Annotated in this window: 17 protein-coding genes; 3 read left to right on the plus strand and 14 right to left on the minus strand. The window is 67.0% G+C overall.

From position 1 onward, the window contains the following. Window positions 1-8: 8 nt before the first annotated feature. The 9 genes from truA to ACFPOU_RS22095 form a co-directional block, all read right to left on the minus strand. Window positions 9-806 (minus strand): tRNA pseudouridine(38-40) synthase TruA, encoded by a 798-nt coding sequence (truA, locus tag ACFPOU_RS22055; RefSeq protein WP_379726631.1) that lies wholly within the window; start codon window positions 804-806, stop codon window positions 9-11. A gap of 8 nt (window positions 807-814) precedes the next feature. Then, entirely contained in the window at window positions 815-3,814 is a 3,000-nt protein-coding gene (locus ACFPOU_RS22060) for a motility hub landmark protein FimV (protein ID WP_379726634.1), read from the minus strand. A gap of 356 nt (window positions 3,815-4,170) precedes the next feature. After that, on the minus strand, window positions 4,171-5,310 hold the full coding sequence (gene asd, locus ACFPOU_RS22065) for an aspartate-semialdehyde dehydrogenase (protein ID WP_379726637.1): 1,140 nt from the start codon (window positions 5,308-5,310) through the stop codon (window positions 4,171-4,173). A gap of 26 nt (window positions 5,311-5,336) precedes the next feature. Then, the gene (leuB, locus tag ACFPOU_RS22070) at window positions 5,337-6,413 is read right to left on the minus strand and encodes a 3-isopropylmalate dehydrogenase (protein ID WP_379726640.1); all 1,077 of its coding nucleotides are present in this window, start codon (window positions 6,411-6,413) and stop codon (window positions 5,337-5,339) included. Between the two features lie 11 nt (window positions 6,414-6,424). After that, complete coding sequence (gene leuD / locus ACFPOU_RS22075; protein WP_379726643.1) at window positions 6,425-7,072, minus strand: 3-isopropylmalate dehydratase small subunit; 648 nt, start codon at window positions 7,070-7,072, stop codon at window positions 6,425-6,427. Between the two features lie 29 nt (window positions 7,073-7,101). Beyond that, a complete protein-coding gene (locus ACFPOU_RS22080) occupies window positions 7,102-7,230 on the minus strand; it encodes a hypothetical protein (RefSeq protein ID WP_379726645.1) in 129 nt (42 codons plus the stop codon). Window positions 7,231-7,261: 31 nt separating this feature from the next. Further along, entirely contained in the window at window positions 7,262-8,662 is a 1,401-nt protein-coding gene (leuC, locus tag ACFPOU_RS22085; protein ID WP_379726648.1) for a 3-isopropylmalate dehydratase large subunit, read from the minus strand. Window positions 8,663-8,891: 229 nt separating this feature from the next. Further along, window positions 8,892-10,754, minus strand: coding sequence for a chemotaxis protein CheA (locus tag ACFPOU_RS22090; RefSeq protein WP_379726651.1), 1,863 nt, complete (start codon window positions 10,752-10,754; stop codon window positions 8,892-8,894). Further along, window positions 10,754-11,599, minus strand: coding sequence for a protein phosphatase CheZ (locus ACFPOU_RS22095; protein WP_379726654.1), 846 nt, complete (start codon window positions 11,597-11,599; stop codon window positions 10,754-10,756). Before ACFPOU_RS22095 ends, ACFPOU_RS22090 begins: the two co-directional genes overlap by 1 nt. A gap of 385 nt (window positions 11,600-11,984) precedes the next feature. On the opposite strand from ACFPOU_RS22095, the gene ACFPOU_RS22100 reads away from it, so the two are divergent. From ACFPOU_RS22100 to ACFPOU_RS22110, 3 genes are all read left to right on the plus strand, one after another. Beyond that, entirely contained in the window at window positions 11,985-12,452 is a 468-nt protein-coding gene (locus ACFPOU_RS22100) for a universal stress protein (RefSeq protein WP_379726657.1), read from the plus strand. 81 nt (window positions 12,453-12,533) lie between these two features. Next, entirely contained in the window at window positions 12,534-13,178 is a 645-nt protein-coding gene (locus ACFPOU_RS22105; RefSeq protein ID WP_379726660.1) for a response regulator, read from the plus strand. 446 nt (window positions 13,179-13,624) lie between these two features. Beyond that, complete coding sequence (locus ACFPOU_RS22110) at window positions 13,625-14,422, plus strand: Crp/Fnr family transcriptional regulator (RefSeq protein ID WP_056332926.1); 798 nt, start codon at window positions 13,625-13,627, stop codon at window positions 14,420-14,422. A 148-nt stretch (window positions 14,423-14,570) separates the two neighbouring features. On the opposite strand, the gene ACFPOU_RS22115 is transcribed toward ACFPOU_RS22110, so the two are convergent. From ACFPOU_RS22115 to ACFPOU_RS22135, 5 genes are all read right to left on the minus strand, one after another. Continuing rightward, window positions 14,571-15,683: a glycine zipper 2TM domain-containing protein gene (locus ACFPOU_RS22115; RefSeq protein WP_379726663.1), complete on the minus strand. Its 1,113-nt coding sequence runs from the start codon at window positions 15,681-15,683 to the stop codon at window positions 14,571-14,573. 81 nt (window positions 15,684-15,764) lie between these two features. Further along, complete coding sequence (gene pdeM / locus ACFPOU_RS22120) at window positions 15,765-16,415, minus strand: ligase-associated DNA damage response endonuclease PdeM (protein ID WP_379726666.1); 651 nt, start codon at window positions 16,413-16,415, stop codon at window positions 15,765-15,767. Beyond that, a complete protein-coding gene (locus tag ACFPOU_RS22125) occupies window positions 16,412-18,880 on the minus strand; it encodes a ligase-associated DNA damage response DEXH box helicase (protein WP_379726669.1) in 2,469 nt (822 codons plus the stop codon). Before ACFPOU_RS22125 ends, pdeM begins: the two co-directional genes overlap by 4 nt. Then, window positions 18,877-20,517 (minus strand): ATP-dependent DNA ligase, encoded by a 1,641-nt coding sequence (locus tag ACFPOU_RS22130; RefSeq protein ID WP_379726672.1) that lies wholly within the window; start codon window positions 20,515-20,517, stop codon window positions 18,877-18,879. The genes ACFPOU_RS22125 and ACFPOU_RS22130 overlap by 4 nt, the downstream gene beginning before the upstream one ends. Next, on the minus strand, window positions 20,510-21,589 hold the full coding sequence (locus ACFPOU_RS22135) for a ligase-associated DNA damage response exonuclease (protein ID WP_379726675.1): 1,080 nt from the start codon (window positions 21,587-21,589) through the stop codon (window positions 20,510-20,512). Before ACFPOU_RS22135 ends, ACFPOU_RS22130 begins: the two co-directional genes overlap by 8 nt. Between the last annotated feature and the right edge of the window lie 2 nt (window positions 21,590-21,591).

The raw sequence follows: 21,591 nt of genomic DNA on the forward strand, positions 1-21,591 counted from the left end.
TGTCGATCTCACATCCAGGGCAAGGGGACCGCCTCCTGCGGCAGTCCCCAGCGTGGATCGTAATCGATTTTCGCGAAGTAGAGGCCGTCGGGCATGAAGGTCGGCGCGGCGGCGTCGCGGTCGCGCGCGGCGAGCACCTCTTTCATCCAGTCCGGCTCATGGCGCCCGAGGCCGACATAGACCAGCGCGCCGACCAGGTTGCGCACCATGTGGTGGAGAAAAGCGCTGGCGCGCACGGTGAAGACGATGACGTCGCCGCGCCGTTCGATCGTGATCTCCTGCATGTCCTTGACCGGCGTCCTGGCCTGGCAGCTGGCCGCGCGGAAGGAGGAAAAATCGTGCAGGCCGATCAGGTGGCGCGCCGCTTCGGCCATGCGCGCGGCGTCGAGCGGACGGAACACCCAGCCGGCGCGGCCGGCCAGCAGCGCCGACGGCTGGGCGTGGTTGTACAAGACATAATGGTAGGTGCGCGAACGCGCCGAGTAGCGCGCATGGAATTCCTGGCCGTCGAGCTCGGGCGCCACTTCGCTGGCCCAGCGCACCGCGATCGAATCGGGAAGGAAGGTGTTCGTGCCGCGCACCCAGCTCGCCATCGGCCGGTCCAGTTCAGTGTCGAAGTGGATCACCTGCTCGAGCGCATGCACGCCCGCGTCGGTGCGGCCGGCGCAGGTCGTGGCCAGCCGCGTGCGGGCGAATTGCTCGAGTGCGATCTCGAGGCTGTCCTGGATGGTGTGACGGCACGGCTGTTTCTGGTAGCCATTCCAGCCGGTGCCGACGTACTGGAGTCCGAGTGCGATTCGCTTCACGCGACCGGTTACGCCAGTTGTGCGCGCATGGCGCTGGCGCGGCTGGACTGTTCGACGTTGCCGCCCTTGATGACTTCGTCGAGCAGCTCGCGCGCGCCTTCCTTGTCGCCGATCTCCTGGTAGGCGACAGCGAGGTCGAGCTTGGTTTCCATTTCCATTTGCGCCGACGTCAGCTCGGCGCCGCCACCGGGCGCGGCCTCGGGCTCGGTCAGGGTGAAGTCGTTGGCCGGCAGGTCGAGGTCCAGGCCCGACATGTCGAAGCGCGGCACCGGGGTGCCCGGGGTCGGGATCGCCGGCAGCTCCGCCGGCGCGAACGGATCGTCCTGCGGCGCGGCCGCGGCGGCCGGCTGGCCGAAGTCCATCATGTCGAGATCGAAGAGCGGGTCTTTCTCGGCAGCCGCAGCCGCGGCCGGTTCGGGTACTTGCGGCGCCTCGTGCTGCGGCGCGGCGGCCGGCGTCGGCGCGGGATCGGGGGCGCCGGCATCGAAGACCGGCGTTTCGCGCGCCTCCACCGGCGTGGCCGGAGCGGTGCCGGCCAGGCCGAAGTCCATCGCGTCGAGGTCGAACAGCGGGTCCTTCAGGTCCGTGGCCGGCGCAGGGCCCGCGGCGGGCGCCTGCGGCAGCGGCGGCAGGTCGTTCAGTTCGAACTCGCGCGCCAGCTGGGCCATGTCGATGTCGGTATTCGGGCCGTTCCTGGACAGGTCGAGGACAAAGGCGTCGTCCTCGTCGGCGTTCGCGGCCGGCGCCGCGGCCGGCGGCGTATCGAAGTGCATGTCGAAGGCCAGGTCGTCCGGGCTGCCGCTGCCGGCGACGGCCGACGTGTCCGCTGCCGGGTCGAGCGGCGCGAACGGCTCCATCTGGAACTGCAGGTCGGGCACGGCGGTCGGGTCGTCGTGGACGGCGTTCATCGTGCCGCTGGCGGCGACCGGCTCGAAGGACAGGTCGCCCAGGTCGAAGTCGAGCAGGTTGTCATCGGCTTTCGCCGCCGGCTGGTAGGCCTCGGCCTGCGGCAGCGCGGTGGCCTCCTGGTTCAGGCCCAGGCTGCCCAGGTCGAAGCCGCCGTCGAGCGGCGCGCCGGTGACGGCGTCGACGGTCGACGCCGGCTCGATCACGTCCTGCGCTTCGCCACGGCCGCGGAAGGCTTGCTCGAGCTGTTGCGACAGCATGGTCTGCGGACCGCCGTCCTTGTCGGACGTGGCCGCGGCCAGGCCGGCGCCGGCCGCGACCGCGGCAGCGGCGCCGGCAAGCGCCGCGCCGCCGCCCGTGCCGGCGGCCTGGGCATACATCGGATTGGCCGGATCGAGCGTATGGCCGAGCGCGGCGGCCTGCGCCCACTCGTCGCCCTTGCCGCCGGTGAGGCTGTACAACTCGGTGGCCTGGGTCTCGAAGGCGCGCACGTCCTTGCGCGCCGCGTAGATCTCGAGCAGCTTCAGGCGCACCGGATGGCGGGACGGATCGTTGCGCAGCGCTTCCTTGAGGATGTCCTCGGCCTGGGTGTCGAAATTATAGGCCAGGTACAGTTCCGCTTCGGCCAGCGGATCGACTTCGTTGGTGTCGAGCTGGCTGGCCGATGGCGCGAAGCTCGAGTTGAACACGCTGTCGTGGGTATCGACGCTCTGGCCGCCGGTTTCGGCGAACATCGACTGCGCCGGCTGGGCCGCGCTGCCGAGGATGGTCGGGGGATTCGGCGCCGCCTGCGCGACCACTTTCCGCTTGCGGCGCTGCGACAGGCCGAGCCCGGCCAGCAGCAGCACGGCGGCGCCTGCGCCGAGATACAGGATGTTGTCCATGATCGTGTCGGCCAGGCTGGTTTCCTCCGGCGCTGCTGCCGCCGGGACCGGCTTGGGCGCGGTCTTGATCTTCGGCGCCGGCGCGGCCGGGCTGTCGGCCTGGGCCACGACGACCGGCGCCGCGGGCGCGGCCCCGCCCGCGGGCGTATCGGCGCGCTGGGTGGCGCTGGCGCCGGCCTGGCTCTTCACCGTGATCAGCTGCTCGAGGTCGTTGACGTTCCTTTCCAGCTCTTTCACGCGGGTCTGCGCGTCGGCCAGTTCCTTTTCCCTGGCCACTGCGTCCTCGGCGTTGGCGTTCGCGCCACCCGCGCCCGAACGGGCCGGCAAGGCCTTCGACAGGCGCAGCTGGTCGGCCGATTCGTTGGCGGCGGTCGGGCGCTCCTCGACCTTGGCCGTGATGCGCCCGGTCGCGCTCTGCCCTGCCTGCGCCTCGCGCGCCGGCGCGCTGGTGGCGACCTGGCCGGCCAGCTTGGCGCGGTAGGCGTTGAAGTCGGCCGCGTGGGCCACGACCGTGCCGTGGGCCTCGCCGGCATCGAGGCCGCGCAGGTTGTCGGCGCCCGGCACCGACAGGATCTGGCCCGACTTCAGGCGGTTCATGTTGTTGCCGATGAAGGCGTCGGGATTGGCGCGGTACAGCGCGACGAGCATCATGTCGAGCGAGACGTCGACCGGTTTCAGCTTGCCGGCGATGCGGCTGAGCGTGTCTCCCGCTTTCACGCGGTAGCGCGCGGCGGCGGCGCGCGCGGCCGGCTCGCCCGCGCCCTCTTCGGCGCGCGTGCGCTGGGCGCGCTCGGGCTGGGACGGCACGGGCCGTGCGGGACGCGCCGCCGGCGCCGGCGCAACTTGGGCCGGCTGCGTCGTGCGCAGTTCCGGCGGGTCGAGCAGGAAGGTGTATTCGCGCACCAGGCGTCCGTTATCCCAGGATAGTTCGAGCAGCAGGTCGACGAAGGTTTCGTTGAGCGGCTGCGGCGAGGTGATGCGCACGAACTGGCGCCCGCCGCGCTGCTCGACCGCGAAACGCAGCGACAGCAAGGCCGGATTGAAGGCGACGTTGGCGGCGCGGTAGGCGTCGGGACTGGCGAGCCTGGCGACCAGGTTCGACGCTTCGTCGCCCGAGACCGCGGTCAGTTCGATCTCGGCGCGCAGCGGCTGGCCGAGGGCCGAGAGGACGGTCAGCTTGCCCAGTCCCGCCGCGTTTGCCACCGATGTCAGAAGCACTGCACTTGCGACCGCTGCTGTAAGCGTTTTCAACGCGGACGACATGATCTGAGGGCGGCGGTTCAGTGGCATAGAATTGGACGATGCGAGAGGGTTGGCAGGAGGGAAAGGACGGTTTCCCGGAGGTCTCAACATATCATCATGCACTGGAGCATGCAAGCTCTGCGGGGCGTAGGCTTGCGATTCTGTGGGATGGATGCGCGATCGATGACGTTTCGATATCGTCTCGCGAGATAAAGATTATCGCCGCTCTAACAGGTCTGGTCGGATCGTCAAGACTCCATGCGGCCGGGGTCGCGGCGGGCAGGCGCGCCCGCCCCGCACGAACGCCGCGACGAGCGCGGCGTTCGCCTGCCTTACTTGTCCAGCACGATCCGCAGCATGCGCCGCAGCGGTTCGGCCGCACCCCACAGCAGCTGGTCGCCGACCGTGAACGCCGACAGGTATTCCGGCCCCATCGACATCTTGCGCAGGCGCCCCACCGGAATCGTCAGGCTGCCGGTGACCGCCGCCGGCGACAGGTCGCGCATCGACGCTTCCCGCGTGTTCGGCACCACCTTCACCCACTGGTTATGCGACGCGATGATGTCGTTGATCTCGTCGATCGGCACGTCCTTCGTCATCTTGATGGTCAGCGCCTGCGAGTGGCAGCGCATCGCGCCGATGCGCACGCACAGGCCGTCGACCGGAATCGCCCTGGCTGCGTCGCCCTTGCCGAAGCCTTCGCCGCGGCCGAGGATCTTGTTGGTCTCGGCACCGGCCTTCCATTCTTCCTTCGACTGGCCGTTGCCCAGGTCCTTGTCGATCCACGGGATCAGGTTGCCCGCCAGCGGCACGCCGAACTGCCTGGTCTCGTCGGCCGACAGGCCATGCTGGGTCGCCAGCACCGCGCGGTCGATCTCGAGGATGGCCGAGGCAGGATTGTCGAGCAGCGGCTTGACGGCGCCGTTGATGGTGCCAAATTGCGTGAGCAGCTCGCGCATGTGCTGCGCGCCGCCGCCGGACGCCGCCTGGTAGGTCATGGAGCTCATCCACTCCACCAGGCCCTGCTCGAACAGGCCGCCCAGGCCCATCAGCATGCAGGACACGGTGCAGTTGCCGCCGACGTAATTCTTCACGCCGCGCGCCATCGCGTTCTTGATGACGTCGAGGTTGACCGGGTCGAGCACGATGACGGCGTCGTCGTTCATGCGCAGGGTCGAGGCGGCGTCGATCCAGTAGCCGTTCCAGCCGCTTGCCCGCAACTGCGGGAAGACTTCGCTCGTGTAGTCGCCGCCCTGGCAGGAGATGACGATCTCGCATTTCGACAGCTCGGCGATGTCGTGCGCGCTCTTCAGGGTGGTTTCGTTCTTCGCCATGCCCGGTGCCGCGCCGCCCGCGTTCGAGGTGGTGAAGAACACCGGCTCGATGTGGTCGAAATCGCCCTCGTCCTGCATGCGCTGCATCAGGACCGAACCCACCATGCCGCGCCAACCTACCAAGCCAACCAGTTTCATTTTATTTCCCGTTCGTGTTGATTGTTCTATGCGAGCGCGCGCACCACCGCGTCGCCCATCTGTTCCGTACTCACGCGCTGCGTGCCGTCCTCGTGGATATCCGGCGTGCGCAAACCCTGCTGGAGAACGCGCTTCACCGCCGCCTCGATGCGGTCGGCCTGCTCGGCCTTGTCCAGCGAGTAGCGCAGCATCATCGCCGCCGACAGGATCGTCGCCAGCGGGTTGGCGATGCCCTTGCCGGCGATGTCCGGCGCCGAGCCGTGCGAGGGTTCGTACAGCCCCTTGTTGCTGGCGTCGAGCGAAGCCGAGGGCAGCATGCCGATCGAACCGGTCAGCATCGCGGCCGCATCCGACAGGATGTCGCCGAACATGTTGCCGGTGACGATGACGTCGAACTTCTTCGGCGCGCGCACCAGCTGCATCGCGGCGTTATCGACATACATGTGTTCGAGCGCGATATCCGGATATTCCCGGTGCACATCGGTGACGATGTCGCGCCAGAACTGGAAGGTCTCCAGCACGTTGGCCTTGTCGACGCTGGTGACGCGCTTGTCGCGCCTGGCCGCGGCCTGGAAGGCCACGTGCGCGATGCGGCGGATCTCGCCTTCGGCATAGCGCATCGTGTCGAAGCCTTCGCGCTGGCCCCTGAAGGGACCGTCGGGGCACTCGCGCACGCCGCGCGGCTTGCCGAAATAGATGTCGCCGGTCAGTTCGCGGATGATCAGGATATCCAGGCCCGATACCACTTCCGGCTTCAGGGTCGAGGCGCCGGCCAGTTCCGGATACAGGATCGCCGGCCGCAGGTTGGCGAACAGGCCGAGTTCCTTGCGCAGGCCGAGGATGGCCTGCTCGGGACGCAGCGCGCGCTCGAGCGTGTCGTACTGGTAGTCGCCGACGGCGCCGAACAGCACGGCGTCCGCTTGCCTGGCCAGTTTCAGGGTCGATTCGGGCAACGGATGGCCATGCGCGGCGAAGCCGGCGCCGCCCACTTCCGCGCGCTCCATCTCGAAGGCTTCGCCGAGGGCGTCGAGCACGCGCACGGCTTGCGCCATGATTTCAGGGCCGATGCCGTCGCCCGGCAGGATTGCGATTTTTTTTGACATATGCGCTCGTGTCAGATCACGTTGGCCAGCCAGGGCTGGCGTGCGAGGTGGCGTTCTTCGAAGGCGCGGATCTCGTCGGCGTGACGCAGGGTCAGGCCGATGTCGTCCAGGCCATTCAGCAGGCAGTATTTGCGGAAGTCGTCGATCTCGAATTCAAAGCCGATGCGGCCGTCGGCGCTGCGCAGCAGCTGCTGCTCCAGGTCGACGACCAGGCGAAAGCCGTTCGACGCCCTCACCTCGTTGAACAGCTGCTCGACCTGCGCCTCGGTCAGGACGACCGGCAGCAGGCCGCTCTTGTAGCAGTTGTTGAAGAAGATGTCGGCGAAACTGGACGCGACGATGGCGCGGAAACCATACTGCTGCAGGGCCCACGGCGCATGCTCGCGCGAGGAGCCGCAGCCGAAGTTCTTGCGCGTGAGCAGGATCGACGCGCCCTGGTAGCGCGGCTGGTTCAGCACGAAGTCCGGGTTCAGCGGCCGGCGCGTGTTGTCCTGGCCCGGCTCGCCGTGGTCGAGATAGCGCCACTCGTCGAACAGGTTCGGACCGAAGCCGGTGCGCCTGATCGACTTCAGGAACTGCTTCGGGATGATGGCGTCGGTATCGACGTTGGCGCGGTCGAGCGGCGCGACCAGTCCTTCGTGTACGGTGAATTTGTCCATGTCCTGTTCCCGGATGCGATGCCTGCTGTTCACCTGCCGCCGGCGCCGGTGACGACCTGGCCGACCTTCTGCACGTCGCGGCCGATGCCGGAAATCGTGTTGCAGCCAGCCAGCACGAGAGCGAGGGAAACCAGGGAGAGCGTGAATACTTTTTTCATGATGGTCCTGATGGGTTCGGTATGGTGGTGTTCAGAGCGCGCGGACGTCGACGAAGTGGCCGGCGATGCCCGCCGCCGCGGCCATGGCCGGCGAGACCAGGTGGGTGCGCCCGCCCTGCCCCTGCCGTCCCTCGAAATTGCGGTTCGAAGTCGAGGCGCAGCGCTCGCCCGGTTCCAGGCGGTCGGCATTCATGGCCAGGCACATCGAGCAGCCCGGCTCGCGCCACTCGAATCCGGCGGCCTTGAAGATCTTGTCGAGCCCTTCGCGTTCGGCCTGTTCCTTCACCAGGCCGGAACCCGGCACGACCATCGCCAGCTTGACGTTCGAGGCGCGCTGGCGCCCGCGCACGACGCTGGCCGCGGCGCGCAGGTCCTCGATGCGCGAATTGGTGCAGGAACCGATGAAGACCTTGTCGATGCGGATGTCTTCGATGCGGGTATTGGGCTGCAAGGCCATGTAGACCAGCGCCTTTTCGATGGCGTCGCGGCGCACGGCGTCCTTTTCCTGGTCGGGATCGGGCACGCGGCCGTCGATCGAGGTCACCATCTCGGGCGACGTGCCCCAGGTGACCTGGGGCCGGATCTGCGCCGCGTCGAAGGTGACGACCATGTCGAACCTGGCGCCCGGATCGGTGTGCAGCGTGCGCCAGTACGAGACGGCCTGCTCCCACTGCGGCCCGGACGGCGAGTACGGGCGCCCCTTCACGTAGTCGATCGTGGTGTCGTCGACCGCCACCATGCCGGCGCGCGCGCCCGCTTCGATCGCCATGTTACAGACCGTCATGCGTCCTTCCATCGACAGCGCGCGGATGGTCGAGCCGCCGAACTCGATGGCGTAGCCGGTGCCGCCGGCAGTACCGATGCGGCCGATCACGGCCAGCACGATGTCCTTGGCCGTCACGCCCAGCGGCAGCGCGCCGTCGACCTGCACCAGCATCGATTTCGATTTTTTCGCCAGCAGCGTCTGCGTGGCCAGCACATGCTCGACTTCCGAGGTGCCGATGCCGTGCGCGAGGCAGCCGAAGGCGCCGTGGGTGGACGTGTGCGAATCGCCGCAGACCACCGTCATGCCCGGCAGGGTGGCGCCCTGCTCCGGCCCGATCACGTGGACGATGCCCTGGCGCTTGTCGTTCATGTTGAAATAGGTCAGCCCGAAGCTCTTCGCGTTGGCATCGAGGGTCTCCACCTGCAGGCGCGAGGTGGGATCGGCGATGCCTTCGCGGCGGTCGGTGGTGGGCACGTTGTGGTCGGCCACGGCCAGGTTGGCCGAGGTACGCCACAGGCCGCGCCCGGCTTCGCGCAAGCCCTCGAAGGCTTGCGGGCTGGTCACTTCGTGCACCAGGTGGCGATCGATATACAGCACCGTCGTGCCGTCGGCATCGGCGCGCACCACGTGCGATTCCCAGAGTTTGTCGTAGAGCGTCTTTAACATGGTGTGTCCAGTCGAACCGGGCCGTCTAGATGGGGGATTTTGATTATGCCATAGTTGTGCACTGCGGCAGAAGTGGCGCCATTTTGCAATTTTATGCTAATTAAATAGCTTGCGTGCAAACAATATATGGATATTATTTCTAAAATGCAAATAAAAAAAGCCTGCGCAAGGGCTGGGCAGGCTTTTATTGCAAGAGCATGGTTCGCCCTTTTTCACGCGGTCAGGGCATTCAAGCCGCCATGCGCACCGTACTGCGGCAACCGTCCATCAGGAAGGACAGGCCGACGACCAGCACCAGCTCCCCCTCGGCCGAGCGCGCGGTGCCGGTGACGCCTTCCACCGTCAGCGCCGTCATCGGCTTGATCACCAGGTCCGCCGTGCCGTCGACCGCTTCCACGGCCAGGATATACGGCTGCGGCGCGTTGATGACGATGCCGACGCGCTCCACGGCTTCCTCGTAGCCGAGCGAGCCGGCCAGCGAGCGCACCGGCAGCGGGCGGCCCTGGTCTTTCAGCACCGGGGCACCGCCGACCATCGAGAACGTTTCCGGCAGTTCGACCACGCGCTCGACCACCGCCATCGGCAGCGCCAGCGAGGCGCCCGAGGTGGAAACGAGCATCGTCGGCACGATCGACAGTTCGATCGGCAGGCGGATCGCGAACTTGGTGCCGTGGCCGAGCGAGGAATCGATGCGGATCGCGCCGCGGTTCTTTTCCACCGCCGTCTTGACCACGTCCATGCCCACGCCGCGCCCCGAGACCGAGGAGGCGACTTCCTTGGTCGAGAAGCCAGGCAGGAACACGAGCTGGTAGGCGTCTTCGTCGCTCTGGGCGCCGTTTTCGCCGATCAGGCCCTTGTCGATGGCCTTGCGACGCAGCTTGATCGGGTCCATGCCCTTGCCGTCGTCCTGCAGCACGATCATGACGCTGTTGGCTTCCTGCCAGGCCTTGAGCAGGATGAAGGCCTTGGCCGGCTTGCCGGCGGCGACCCGCTCCTGCGGCGACTCGACGCCGTGGTCGAGGGCATTGCGCAGCATGTGCACCAGCGGATCGTACAGGCTGTCGACGACGACGCGGTCGACTTCGGTCTCGGCCCCTTCGATGGTCAGCTCGACATCCTTGCCGAGGTCTTTGGCCAGCTCGCGCACCAGGCGCGGGAATTTCTGGAACAGGCGCCCGACCGGCTGCATGCGGGTGGCCAGCGTGGCGCGCTGCAGTTCGGCCGAATAGCGGGAAGCCCGTTCCAGCGTTTCGGTCAGCGTGGCCATCAGGGTGGCGGCCTGTCCTTCGAACTTGAACTGCGACAGGCGCTCGAGCAGCACCGAGGCCTGGTTGGCGGCCTGCACCGATTCGCCGGCCACTTCCAGCAGCGCGTCGAGCTTGACGGCATCGATACGGATGCTTTCGTCCTTGGCCGGCGCGCTGGCGGCGGCCTTGGCTTCGTTGCGGCGATCGACGCCGTCCCAGCCGGCCTTGGCGGCCGGTGCGGCGGCCGTTTCGGCCTGCACGGCCGGGGCCGCTTGCGCGGCTTCCACGGCGGCGACCGGCGCGGCCGGCGCGATGGCGGCGCCGGCCGGGACCACGGCGTTGTACATCGCGGCCCAGTCGAGTCCGTCGTCGCCGGCGGCCGCGGCCGCGACCGGCGCGGCGGCAAGCGGCGCCGCGGCGGGCGCGGCGACCGGATCAGGCGCCGCCGGCGCGGCTTGTTCCTTGCCCTCGATCGCATCGGTCAGGATGCGCTCGAGGTCTTGCGGCATCGGCGCGAGCTGTTCCGGCGTGGCGCCGTTGTTCAGGTCGTTCAACTGGTCGGCGACGAAGCCCGAGGCTTGCAGCGCCGCCTCGATCGACAGCGGCGTGACCGGCGCGGCGCCGGTGCGCAATGCGTCGAACAGGTTTTCGGTCAGGTGGCAGGCCGCGACCAGCGCAGGCAAACCCATGAAACCGGCACCGCCCTTGATCGTGTGGAACGAGCGGAACACCGCGTTCAGCGTTTCCTTGTTCTGCGGATCGCGTTCGAGGCGCAGCAGGTGCTCTTCAACATTGACTGCCAGATCCATCGCCTCGACGACGAAGTCCTTGAGCATATCGTCCATTAGAATCCCAGATCGGCAAGAAGGTCGTCGACATTATCCTGGTCCATCGCCGCTTCCGGCACGGAGGGGCCCGACATCAGTTGCACTGGCGCAGCTTCCTTTTCGGCCAGCTTGGCGCGCGTTTCCGGCGGCGCATTGTCGCGCAGCACCTGGGCCAGCTCGTTTTCGACGGTCTTGGTGATCGAGACCACTTTCTTGATCAGCTGGCCGGTGATGTCCTGGAAGTCCTGCGCCATCATGATTTCCAGCAGCCGTGCTTTCTCGGCTTCGGTCGCGCTCGAGACGGCTTGCGCGAACTGGCGCGAGTCGCCGGCCAGGACCTTGAACTCGTCCAGGCTCAGCTTGCCCGCGAACAGGGCGTCCCAGCGGCTCGACATGTCCTGGGCCTGGCTGGACAGCTTGTCCTGCGCCGGCATGCCTTCATCCAGGGTATTCAAGACCTTGTTGGCGGCCTGTTCGGTCAGCGTGGCCACGTACTCCAGGCGGTCCTGGGCATCGTTGATCTGCGAGGAAGCCTCGGTCAGCGCGCGGTCGTAGCCGAGTTCGCGCAGCGAGTCGTGCAGCAGGCGCACGATGCCGCCGAGGCGCTCATACATGTTCTTGTCGCCCTCGGGGCCGTCGGCGGCGGACGCCGGCGCGGCGCCGGCGACGGCAGCCTGGCCGGCGCCGCCGGCGGGCGGGTTCGAAGCGACCTGGTCGAACAAGGCTTCCAGGTCGTCTTCGGCGGCGGCGGCGGGAGCCGGCGCGGCCGCTACGGCGGAAGCGGCGGCCGGGGCCGGCGCGCTGGCGCGCTGGGCTGCCACTTCCTCGAATAAGGCGTCGAAATCGTCGGCGGCGTCGGTCATAATCCCTGCTTCTCCATAAGATGAATGTGTTGCAATTGCGTGCTTCGGTCCGGTGGGTGCGGACTTCCGCGCGCGTCGATGCAGTCGCTGGAAGCCCCAGATTTCAGTGAGCGAGTTTAGCAGCGTAGTTGCCGTAGGTAAATCTCGGAGAAAGCATTACGATAAAATGGACAAGGAAACTTAATTCCGCGACAATAAAAACGTGTCGTTCCTGACCATTTTCGCAAGTCAGTGTTGTTTTGTGGTCGCGTCGATTGTGCACCGTTTTTCGAAGCGTTTCGGCGGAGGCGAGCTCATCTTTGTGCAAAGTCAACAGGTTGTGCTTTCGCAAGTCCGGAACATCAAGTAGCAGCCACAATAGCGTGGCTTCTGGGAGGGGCTCATCATGTACCGGAAAATCCTGATTACCACCGACGGCTCGGCCGTGTCCCAGCACACGGCCTGCGCCGGCGTCAAGTTCGCACAGCAGATGGGAGCCGAAGTGCTGGCCCTGTTCGTGGCGCCGGAATACCAGTACCCCGTGTATGTCGAAATCATCCCGCCTTCGTATCCGAGCGAGCCGGAGTACATCGCGCAGATGCGCCGTACCGGCGAGGACTACATGGGCAAGATCATGCGCGCCTGCGAACAAGCCGGCCTCAAGCACAGCTGCATGACGGCGTTTTCGGACGCCACCGCCCTCAAGATCGTCGACGTCGCCGAACAGCAATTCTGCGACCTGATTTTCATGGGTTCGCACGGGCGCAGCGGCTGGGGCCAGCTCCTGCTGGGCAGCGTCACGAATAAAGTGTTGTCGCATACGACCAAGCCGGTGCTGGTACACCGGCTGATCACCGAGCCGGCCACGAGCTGAGGCCGACGCCGGCATGCCGCGATGCGGCATGCATACTATATAGAGCAGCCACGGTGCGCCGCGGCGCGGGGGGAAACAGGCATGATACGCATCGTCATTGCAGATGATCACACGATCATGCGCGAGGGGCTCAAGCGCATCCTGGACGGCGCCCTCGATGTCGAGATCGTGGGCGAGGCCACCAACGGCTTCGAAGTGCTGTCGCTGGTGCGCCAGGGCGGTTTCGATTTGCTCCTGCTCGACCTGTCGATGCCGGGACGCAGCGGCGTCGACCTGATCCGCCAGGTGCGCAGCGAGGCCCCCAAGCTGTCGATTCTCATCCTGACCATGCACGAGGAGGAACAATACGCGGTGCGCGCGATCCGCGCCGGCGCCCAGGGCTACCTGACCAAGGAAAGCGCGGGCACCCAGCTGGTCGGCGCGATTCGCAAGGTGGCCTCGGGGCGGCCGTACATCAGTCCGGAAGTGGCCGAACAGCTGGCGCTGAACATCATGGCGCCGAACGAGCAATTGTTGCACAAGCAGTTGTCGGACCGCGAGTTCGAGGTATTTTCGCTACTCGTCGGCGGGAAGTCGATCACCGAGATCGCCAATAACCTGCACCTGTCGGTCAAGACGGTCAGCACCCACAAGACGCGCATCATGCAGAAGATGGGCATGACCTCATTATCGGAAATGGTGCAATACGCCGTCGCGCACCGCCTGCTGGCGCCAATGAAGGCTTGAGTTTTTCGCCCCCCGGCAGGACGCCGGCCCCCCGCGGCCGGCGAAAATCGTTTGACAGCGCCACCGGGTCATTTGTGCCTTGCCCGCCACGCCCCCCTTGACACATCGGCGCGATGCGCCTAAATCATTATCTTGGGCTTTTCTCGCGACGCCCCGTGTCAGTAAGAATATTCCTACACTGCTAGCTCCTCTCCTACCTACACATTCAGCCATTGCTGATACCAATGCCGAACTCGTGTTGGCATACTGAATCCAGCGTATCGACTTGCTTGCGATCTAATTTCTCTCCGTAAGCCAGGCCTCCCGCTTGATAAATCCTATTGAATCACCCGGTTGCGGCACCCAGATACAAGCTGCGCCAGAAGATTTCTTCACTGGAGATGAGCATGCAGTCCCAGCAAACGCCAGAACAACGCAACGCCTCATCGACCATGCATTCCACGCCAATGGAAGCCGGTCGCCAACGCCAGGGCCGTTTGTGGTCCAACCTGAAAGAAGTCTGCGACCTGCTCCATATCCCGGCCGCCGTCTCGATCAATTCCGAAGAATTATTGTTCCAGCACGTGCAATTCAAGACCGGCCAGCGCGTCCATACCATCGGCCAGGCGTTCGACACGCTGTACATCGTCAACTCCGGCTTCCTGAAGACGGTGCTGATCGACGAGTTCGGCAACGAACAGGTGCTGAGCTTCCCGATGAAGGGCGACATGCTCGGCGTCGACGGTATCCACACCCGCCATTACGCTTCCGAAGCCGTGGCACTGTCCGACTGCGACCTGATTCTGCTGCCCTTCAAGAAACTGACCGCACTGGGTCGCGTGCACATGGAGCTGGAAAACCTGATGTACGGCGTCATGAGCCGCGAACTGGTGCGCGAGCAGGCCATGATCGGCATGCTCGGCGCCCTTTCCGCCGAGGCACGCGTGGCCCGCTTCCTGGTCTCGCTGGCCGACCGGTTCGCCGCCATGGGCTACTCGAGCAAGCTGTTCAACTTGCGCATGACGCGCCACGAGATCGGCAGCTACCTGGGCCTGACGCTGGAAACGGTGAGCCGCACGCTGTCGGCCTTCAATGAAATCGGCCTGATCACGGTCGACCAGCGCACCATCGGCATCAAGGACCCGGAAGCGCTGAAAACCCTGCGCCGCCTGCCACCCTCGCGCTCGCGCACCAAGGCTGCCGGCGCCAAGCAGAAGGCCGAACTCGATGCGGCGGGGGACGACCAGGTGCTGGCCACGGCCTGATCCGCTCCGACGCCGGACGCTGGCGAAGAAAGACGGCTCCGACATGGCGGTTTCTTCAAGAGACCGACATGTCGGAACCGTTTTTTTGTGATGGCGTTACAGGCCTGACAGGAAACCCGCCCCCGGCCAAGCCGGCCATCGACCTGCCTTATTGGTCCCGCGACAGCACGCCGTTATTCACCCGCACCGCCTCGCCGGCCCGGAAGCCCGGATCGTTCTCGTACTGCAGCGTCTGCGTGGCGCCATTGCCGGTGTAGCGCACCACGACTTCGTAGCGCTGGGTCTGGCGCTGGTTGCGTTCGATGCTGCGTCCGGCCATTGCGCCGCCCACGGCGCCTGCCACTGTCGCCGCCTGGCGGCCGCTGCCGCTGCCGACCTGGTTGCCGAGCAGGCCGCCGACCACGGCCCCGCCCAGGGTGCCGAGATAATTGCCGCCGCCGCTCACCTCCACCACGTTCACCGCTTCCACGGTTGCGCAGTTGGTGCAGTAGCGGGCCGTTTGCGGGGCGGCGGTGGCGACCGGCGCGGCCACCGGACGCGGCGCGGCGGCCAGCAGCGGACGGCCCAGCACCTGCGTCGTGTAGCGGCCGTTCGAGCGGATCGTCGCCGTCACGCGGCTATCCGGCGCGATGCGGTCGTCGCGGCGGATCGTATAGTCGGCCGAATACTCGCCCGGACGCACTTCCGGCAGGAAGAACACGCCGCGCGCGCCGACCATCGTCAGCTCGACGCGCGCGCCCGGCGTGCCGAATACCGTGAAGCCGAGGTCGCTGCCGGGCGAGAGCTCTTCGCTGCCGCGCACTTCGAAGCGTTCGATGCGCGGCACCGCGGCCAGGTCGCCGCGGCGATTCGCGCGCGGGGCGCCGGTGCGCACCACGGATTCGCTGAGCACGTCGGTGGCGACGCGGTTGCCCACACGCAGGTTGGCGGTGACGGCACTGGCGTTCGTGATGCGGTCGCGGGTGCCGATGGTGTAGGTGCCGACATACTGGCCCGGTTCGGTTTCGGTCATGTTCAGGTTGCGCGTGGCGCCGTCGATGCGCAGCGTCGCGCTGCCGCCAGGCGTGCCGTAGAGGTCGAAATGCAGTTCGACGCCGGGCGCCAGGCGCCGCACTTCCTCGACATTGAAACCGCGGATGCGTGGATCGGCGCGGTTGTCGCGTTCATACTGCTGGGCATGGGCCACCGCCGGCACCAGCGTCAGGGAGCACAGCGGCAACAGCGCGGTGAGGGTCACGCACAGGGTCTTGCGAAGTTTCATGGTGTGTCTCCTAGGTGGGGCCGAACAGTCGTTCTCAGCATACGGACGAGGGTACGCTTATGCCCGAAAGGAAACAGTGCGCTAGCGAACGCTGTGCACGGCCTCGCCTGATGTAACGAAAATCGCGTCGCCCGCCTCGCGCGTGACCACGTGGCCGCCCGTGAAGGAACCGAAGGAAGGCAGGATCATCCGATGGCTGCCGACGACGAAACAGGGCAGGCGCAGCGCGTCGAAACGGGTCGCCAGCACCCAGGCCGGATGCACGTGCCCGGCCATCACATACGCGCCGGTGTCGAGATCGGGATGGTGGCAGAAGGAAAACGGTCCCACCGCATGCGGCTCGTCGACCAGCTCGATGCCGAGTACCGCCGCCGGGTCGCCCGCATGCTTGTCGTGGTTGCCGCGCACCAGGGTCAGGCGCAGGTCGCGCCGGGTCTCGCGCCAGGCCAGCATGGCCCGCTGGGTGCTCGACGCATGGGCCGCGCGCGCGTGCAGGAAGTCACCCAGGAACATCACATGGCGCGCCCCGTGCGCCTGGATCAGCGCGTCCAGCCCGAGCAGGTTCTCGGTCGTGGTCCCGCGCGGCACCGGCACGCCGAGCGCGCGGAAGGAAGCGGCCTTGCCGAAATGGATGTCGGCGATGATCAGCATCTCCCGTGCCGGCCAGTACACGGCCTTTTCGGGCAAGAGCAGCAGACGCTCGCCCGCCACGTCGACGGCATTGACACTCATACGGCGGCAGCTTTCTCCAGTTCGCGCACCATGCGCGCCACGCGGTCGTTGAGCTTTTCGGTGCTCACCTTTTCGCGGAAGCGCTCGACCATCAGTGCGAATCCGAAGGGCGTGGCGCGTTGCACGACACGATACGCCACTTTGCGCGCATGCAGTTCGGCGAGCGTATCGCGCAGGCGGGTCAATTCCAGTTCCTGCTCGAGCACTTCGCGCTGCGCCTGCGTGAGCAGCAGGTTGCCGGCATCGTGCTTGCGGAAGACTTCGAAGAACAGGGAGGACGAAGCCTGCACCTGGCGGTTCGATTTCGGCTGCCCCGGATAGCCCTGGAACACCAGCCCGGCAATGCGCGCCACTTCGCGAAAGCGCTGCTGCGACAACTGGGTCGCGTTCAGGCTGTCGAGCACGTCCTCCAGCAGGTGCTCGGTATCGAACAGGCCGACCTCGCGCCCGGTCGCGCCCTCGAACTCGCGCTCCCAGGCCACCGGCTCCGGCGCCATCAGCTCGAAACCGTAATCGTTGACCGCAATCGAAAACGTGATCGGCTGGCGGCGCCCGATGCGGTAGGCGATCAACGACGCCAGGCCCATGTGCACCGAACGTCCCGCGAACGGATAGACGAACAGGTGCCAGCCCTCGCGGCTCTTCATCGATTCGAGCACCAGGGTGTCGAGCGTGGGCAGCGCGGACCATTTTTCCTGGATCTCGAGCAGGGGCCGGATCGCCTGCATCTCCGGTCCTTCGAAGCGCCCCGCGGCGGCCTGGCGCAGCTGTTCGAGCGCCGCGTGCGCCAGTTCCGAGGACATCGGCATCTTCGCTCCCTGCCAGCGCGCGATCGCGCCGCGCTTGCCCGTGGCGCGCTTGACGAAGGCCGTCATCTCGTGCACCCGGATGAATTCGAGGATGCGCCCGCCGAACAGGAAATGGTCGCCCGGCTTCAGGCGCGAAATGAACGACTCTTCCATGCTGCCGATGCGCCCGCCGCTCATGTACTTCACTTGAATGGAGGCGTCCGAGACGATGGTGCCGATGCCCATCCGGTGCCGCCGGCCGATGGCGGTATCGGGGACGCGGTAGACGCCCTCCTCGTCCGGCAGCACGCGCCGGTATTCCGGATAGACGGTCAGGCTCTGGCCGCCGCGTGCGACGAAGTCGAGCGCCCATTGCCACTCTTCCACGGTCAGGTGCCGGTAGGACCAGGCGCGCCTGACTTCCTCGTACAACTGCTCGGAGCGAAAGCCGCCGCCCAGGGCGACGGTCACCATGTGCTGCACCAGCACGTCGAAGGGTTTGTTGGGCACGTAGCGCCCCTCGATGCGGCGCGCGGCGACGGCCACCTTGGCGCCGGCCGCCTCCAGGATTTCCATGCTGTTGGTCGGCACCAGGGTCACGCGCGAGACCCGCCCCGGCGCATGGCCGCTGCGGCCCGCGCGTTGCAGCAGGCGCGCGATGCCCTTGGCGCTGCCGACCTGCAGCACGCGCTCGACCGGCAGGAAGTCCACGCCGAGATCGAGGCTGGCGGTACAGATCACCGCCTTCAGTTCGCCCTTCTTGAGGCCCATCTCGACCCAGTCGCGCACCTCGCGCGCGAGCGAGCCGTGGTGCAGCGCAATCACGCCGGCCCAGTCGGGCCGTGCCTCCAGGATGTTCTGGTACCAGATCTCGGACTGCGAGCGCGTGTTGGTAAACACCAGCGTGGCATCGTAATGCTCGATCTCGTCGATGACGGGTTGGAGCATCTGCAGGCCCAGGTGTCCGCCCCAGGGAAAGCGCGCCACGTCGCGCGGAATCAGGGAGTCGACGACGATCTGTTTCCTGGTATCGCCCTCGACCAGCACGCCCCGGTCGTCGCCCGTGCCGGCGCCCAGCAGCACCTGGCGCGCCAGGTCCAGGTCGCCCATCGTCGCCGACACGCCCCAGACCACGAGAGCCGGGCGCCAGTGGCGCAGGCGTGCCAGCGCCAGTTGCACCTGCACGCCGCGCTTGCTGCCCATCAGTTCATGCCACTCGTCGATGATGATCATGTCGAGATGCTTGAACTGCTCGGCCGCGGCCGCGTGGCTGAGCAGGAGCGACAGGCTTTCCGGCGTCGTGATCAGGGCCGATGGCCAGCTGCGCGACTGGCGCGCACGCTCGGCCGACCCGGTGTCGCCGGTGCGCGCGCCGACCGTCCAGCCGGGCGCGAGCGCGGCGGCCGATTCCTCCAGCGCGCGCTGGGTGTCCGCGGCCAGCGCCCGCATCGGCGTGATCCACAGCACCCGCAGGCCGCTCATGCGCCCTTTGGCCTGGGCGCCGCGCTGCAGCGCCGCCAGCCAGACGGCATAGGTTTTACCGGCGCCGGTATTCGCGTGCAGCAGCCCGGACCGGCCGGCAAGCGCGGCCTTCCACACCTCTTTCTGGAACGGGAAGGCTTTCCAGCCGCGCGAGGCGAACCATTGCCCGACGGCCTTTTGCGTGGGCCCGCTCATGCACCTGCTGCGGCCAGCAGGCCCTTGAGCGTGTCGAGGGTGTCGGCATCGTCCACGGTCTTGTCGTCGCGCCGGCGCAGGATGCGCGGGAAGCGCACGGCGATGCCCGCCTTGTGGCGCGAGGACAGCGCGATGCCTTCGAAGCCGATCTCGAACACCATGGTCGGCTTCACCGAACGCACCGGACCGAATTTTTCCACGGTCGTCTTGCGGATTGCATTGTCGACCTGGGCGATCTCGGCATCGGTCAGGCCCGAGTAGGCTTTCGCGAAGGGGACCAGCTTGCGCTCGCCATGGCCTTCGTCGTCGTCCCAGACGGCAAACGTATAGTCGGTATAGAGCGAGGCGCGCCGGCCATGGCCCGCCTGCGCATAGATCAGCACCGCATCGATCGAATACGGGTCGACCTTCCACTTCCACCAGGTGCCGACATCCTTGGTGCGGCCCACCCCGTAGCGGGCGCTCCTGGCCTTGACCATCATGCCCTCGACGCCGCGGTTGCGCGACTCGGCGCGCAAGGTGGCCAGCGTCTCCCAGCTCTCGGCATGGATCAGCGGCGACATCTTCAGCTGCGGCTGGTCGCAGGCGGCAACCTGGGTCTCGAGCAGCGCGCGCCGCTCGTGCTGGGGCAGCGCGCGCAGGTCGACGCCGTCGAGTTCGAGCAGGTCGTAGCAGACCAGCACCGCCGGCAGTTCGGCCAGCAGCTTGGCCGACAAGGTCTTGCGGCCGATGCGGCGCTGCAGTTCGGCGAACGGGGCCGGCGCCTCGTTCGCATGGTTCCAGACCAGGACCTCGCCGTCGACCACGGTGCCTTCGGGCAGGCGCACGCTGCACAGCTCGGGGAAGCGCTCGCTGATCAGGTCCTCGCCGCGCGACCACAGGTAATTGAGCGCCCCGCGCCGCACCAGCTGGGCGCGGATGCCATCGTATTTCCACTCCACCTGCCAGTCCTTCAAGTCGCCCAGCGCGGCCGGGTCGCCCTGCAGCTGATGCGCGAGGAAGAAGGGATAGGGCTGGCCGCCGCGCAGCTTGTGTTCGTCATCGGAGGGCGCGGCGATCAACTGCAGGAACTTGGCCGCGGTCGGGCGCACGCTGCCGTCGGTCCAGCCCATCAGGCGCTGGGCCACCAGCTTGCTGTCGACTGCCGCGATGGCCGCCAGCGCGCGCGTGACCAGCAGTTTCGACACGCCCACGCGAAAACCGCCACCGATCAGCTTGCCGAAGAGGAAGCGCTCGGGCGTGTCGAGCTCGTTCCAGTAAGTGAACAGGGCTTCGCGGACGAGGGCCGGGTCGGCGCCGCGCAAGGGACCGATCCGTTCGGTCATCCATTCGGCCAGCCCGACGTCGCTGCGCCGCGCCGGCGGCGGCAGGATATGGGCGATGGTTTCGGCCAGGTCGCCGACGGCGTGGTAGGACTCGTCGAACAGCCACTCGTCGAGCACCGCGTATTCGATCGCGAACTGGCGCAGCAGCTTGGTCGGCACCGCCTGGCGCGGCTTGCCGCCGGCCAGGAAGTACACGGCCCAGGCGGCGTTCTCGGGCGCTGCGCTGGAAAAATAGGCTTGCAGGGCTTCGAGCTTGCGGTTGGTGGCGGTGGTCTCGTCGAGTTCGGCGAACAGGCGGGCGAATTCACGCACGGTGGTCCTCCCCTGCCGCCTCGTTCGTCTCTTTTTCCACGACGGCCGCCTCCGCGCTTTGGGCCGGCTGCGGCGCGATGCCGACATCGTCGTCGTCGTCGCCGTACTCGGTGTCGAAGCCGGCCGCGTCCAGGCCCTGCTGGCACAGCCAGCGCACCATGACGGGAATCGAGCCGTGGGTGACGATGATGCGCTGGGCGCCGGTGGCGGCGATCGCGCTCATCAGGCCAGGCCAGTCGGCATGGTCCGACAGCACGAAGCCGCGGTCGACGCCGCGCCGGCGGCGCGCGCCGCGCAGCTGCATCCAGCCGCTGGCGAAGGCGTCGCTGTAGTCGCCGAAGCGCTTCATCCAGGCCGAGCCCGATGCCGAGGGGGGCGCCACGACGATCGCCCGCTTGAGCCCGGCCTTGTCGATGTCGCTCACCGTCAGCGTCGGCGGCAGCGCGATCCCTCCCTCGCGGTACACGCGGTTCAGGGGCTCGACCGCGCCATGGCAGACGATCGGCCCGATCGAAGGATCGAGGCCGGACAGGATGCGCTGGGCCTTGCCGAAGGAATAGCCGAAGATCACGCTGCAGCGTCCCTCGTCGGCGTTCTTCCTCCACCAGCGGTTGATGTCGTCGAAAATGGATTGTTCGGGGTCCCAGCGGTAGATCGGCAGGCCGAAGGTGGATTCGGTGATGAAGGTATCGCAGCGCACCGGCTCGAAGGGCGCGCAGGTCTTGTCGGGCTCGATCTTGTAGTCGCCGGAAGCGACCCAGACTTCGCCCCCGTACTCCATCCGCACCTGGGCCGACCCGAGCACGTGGCCGGCCGGATGCAGCGAGATGGTTACGCCCTCGTGCACCACGGTCGCGCCGTATGCGAGCCCGTCGACCGAAATGTCGCCCAGGCGCGAGCGCAACACGTGCACGCCGCTGGCGGCGGTCAGGTATTTGCCATGGCCATAGCGCGCATGGTCGCCATGGGCGTGCGTGATCACGGCGCGCTCCACCGGACGCCAGGGATCGATATAAAACCCGCCAGGGACGCAAAAGAGTCCCTCCTTGCGTACGACTACCATATCTCCCATGA

Source organism: Massilia jejuensis, from assembly GCF_042656795.1.
In the GTDB taxonomy this organism is placed as follows: domain Bacteria; phylum Pseudomonadota; class Gammaproteobacteria; order Burkholderiales; family Burkholderiaceae_D; genus Telluria; species Telluria jejuensis.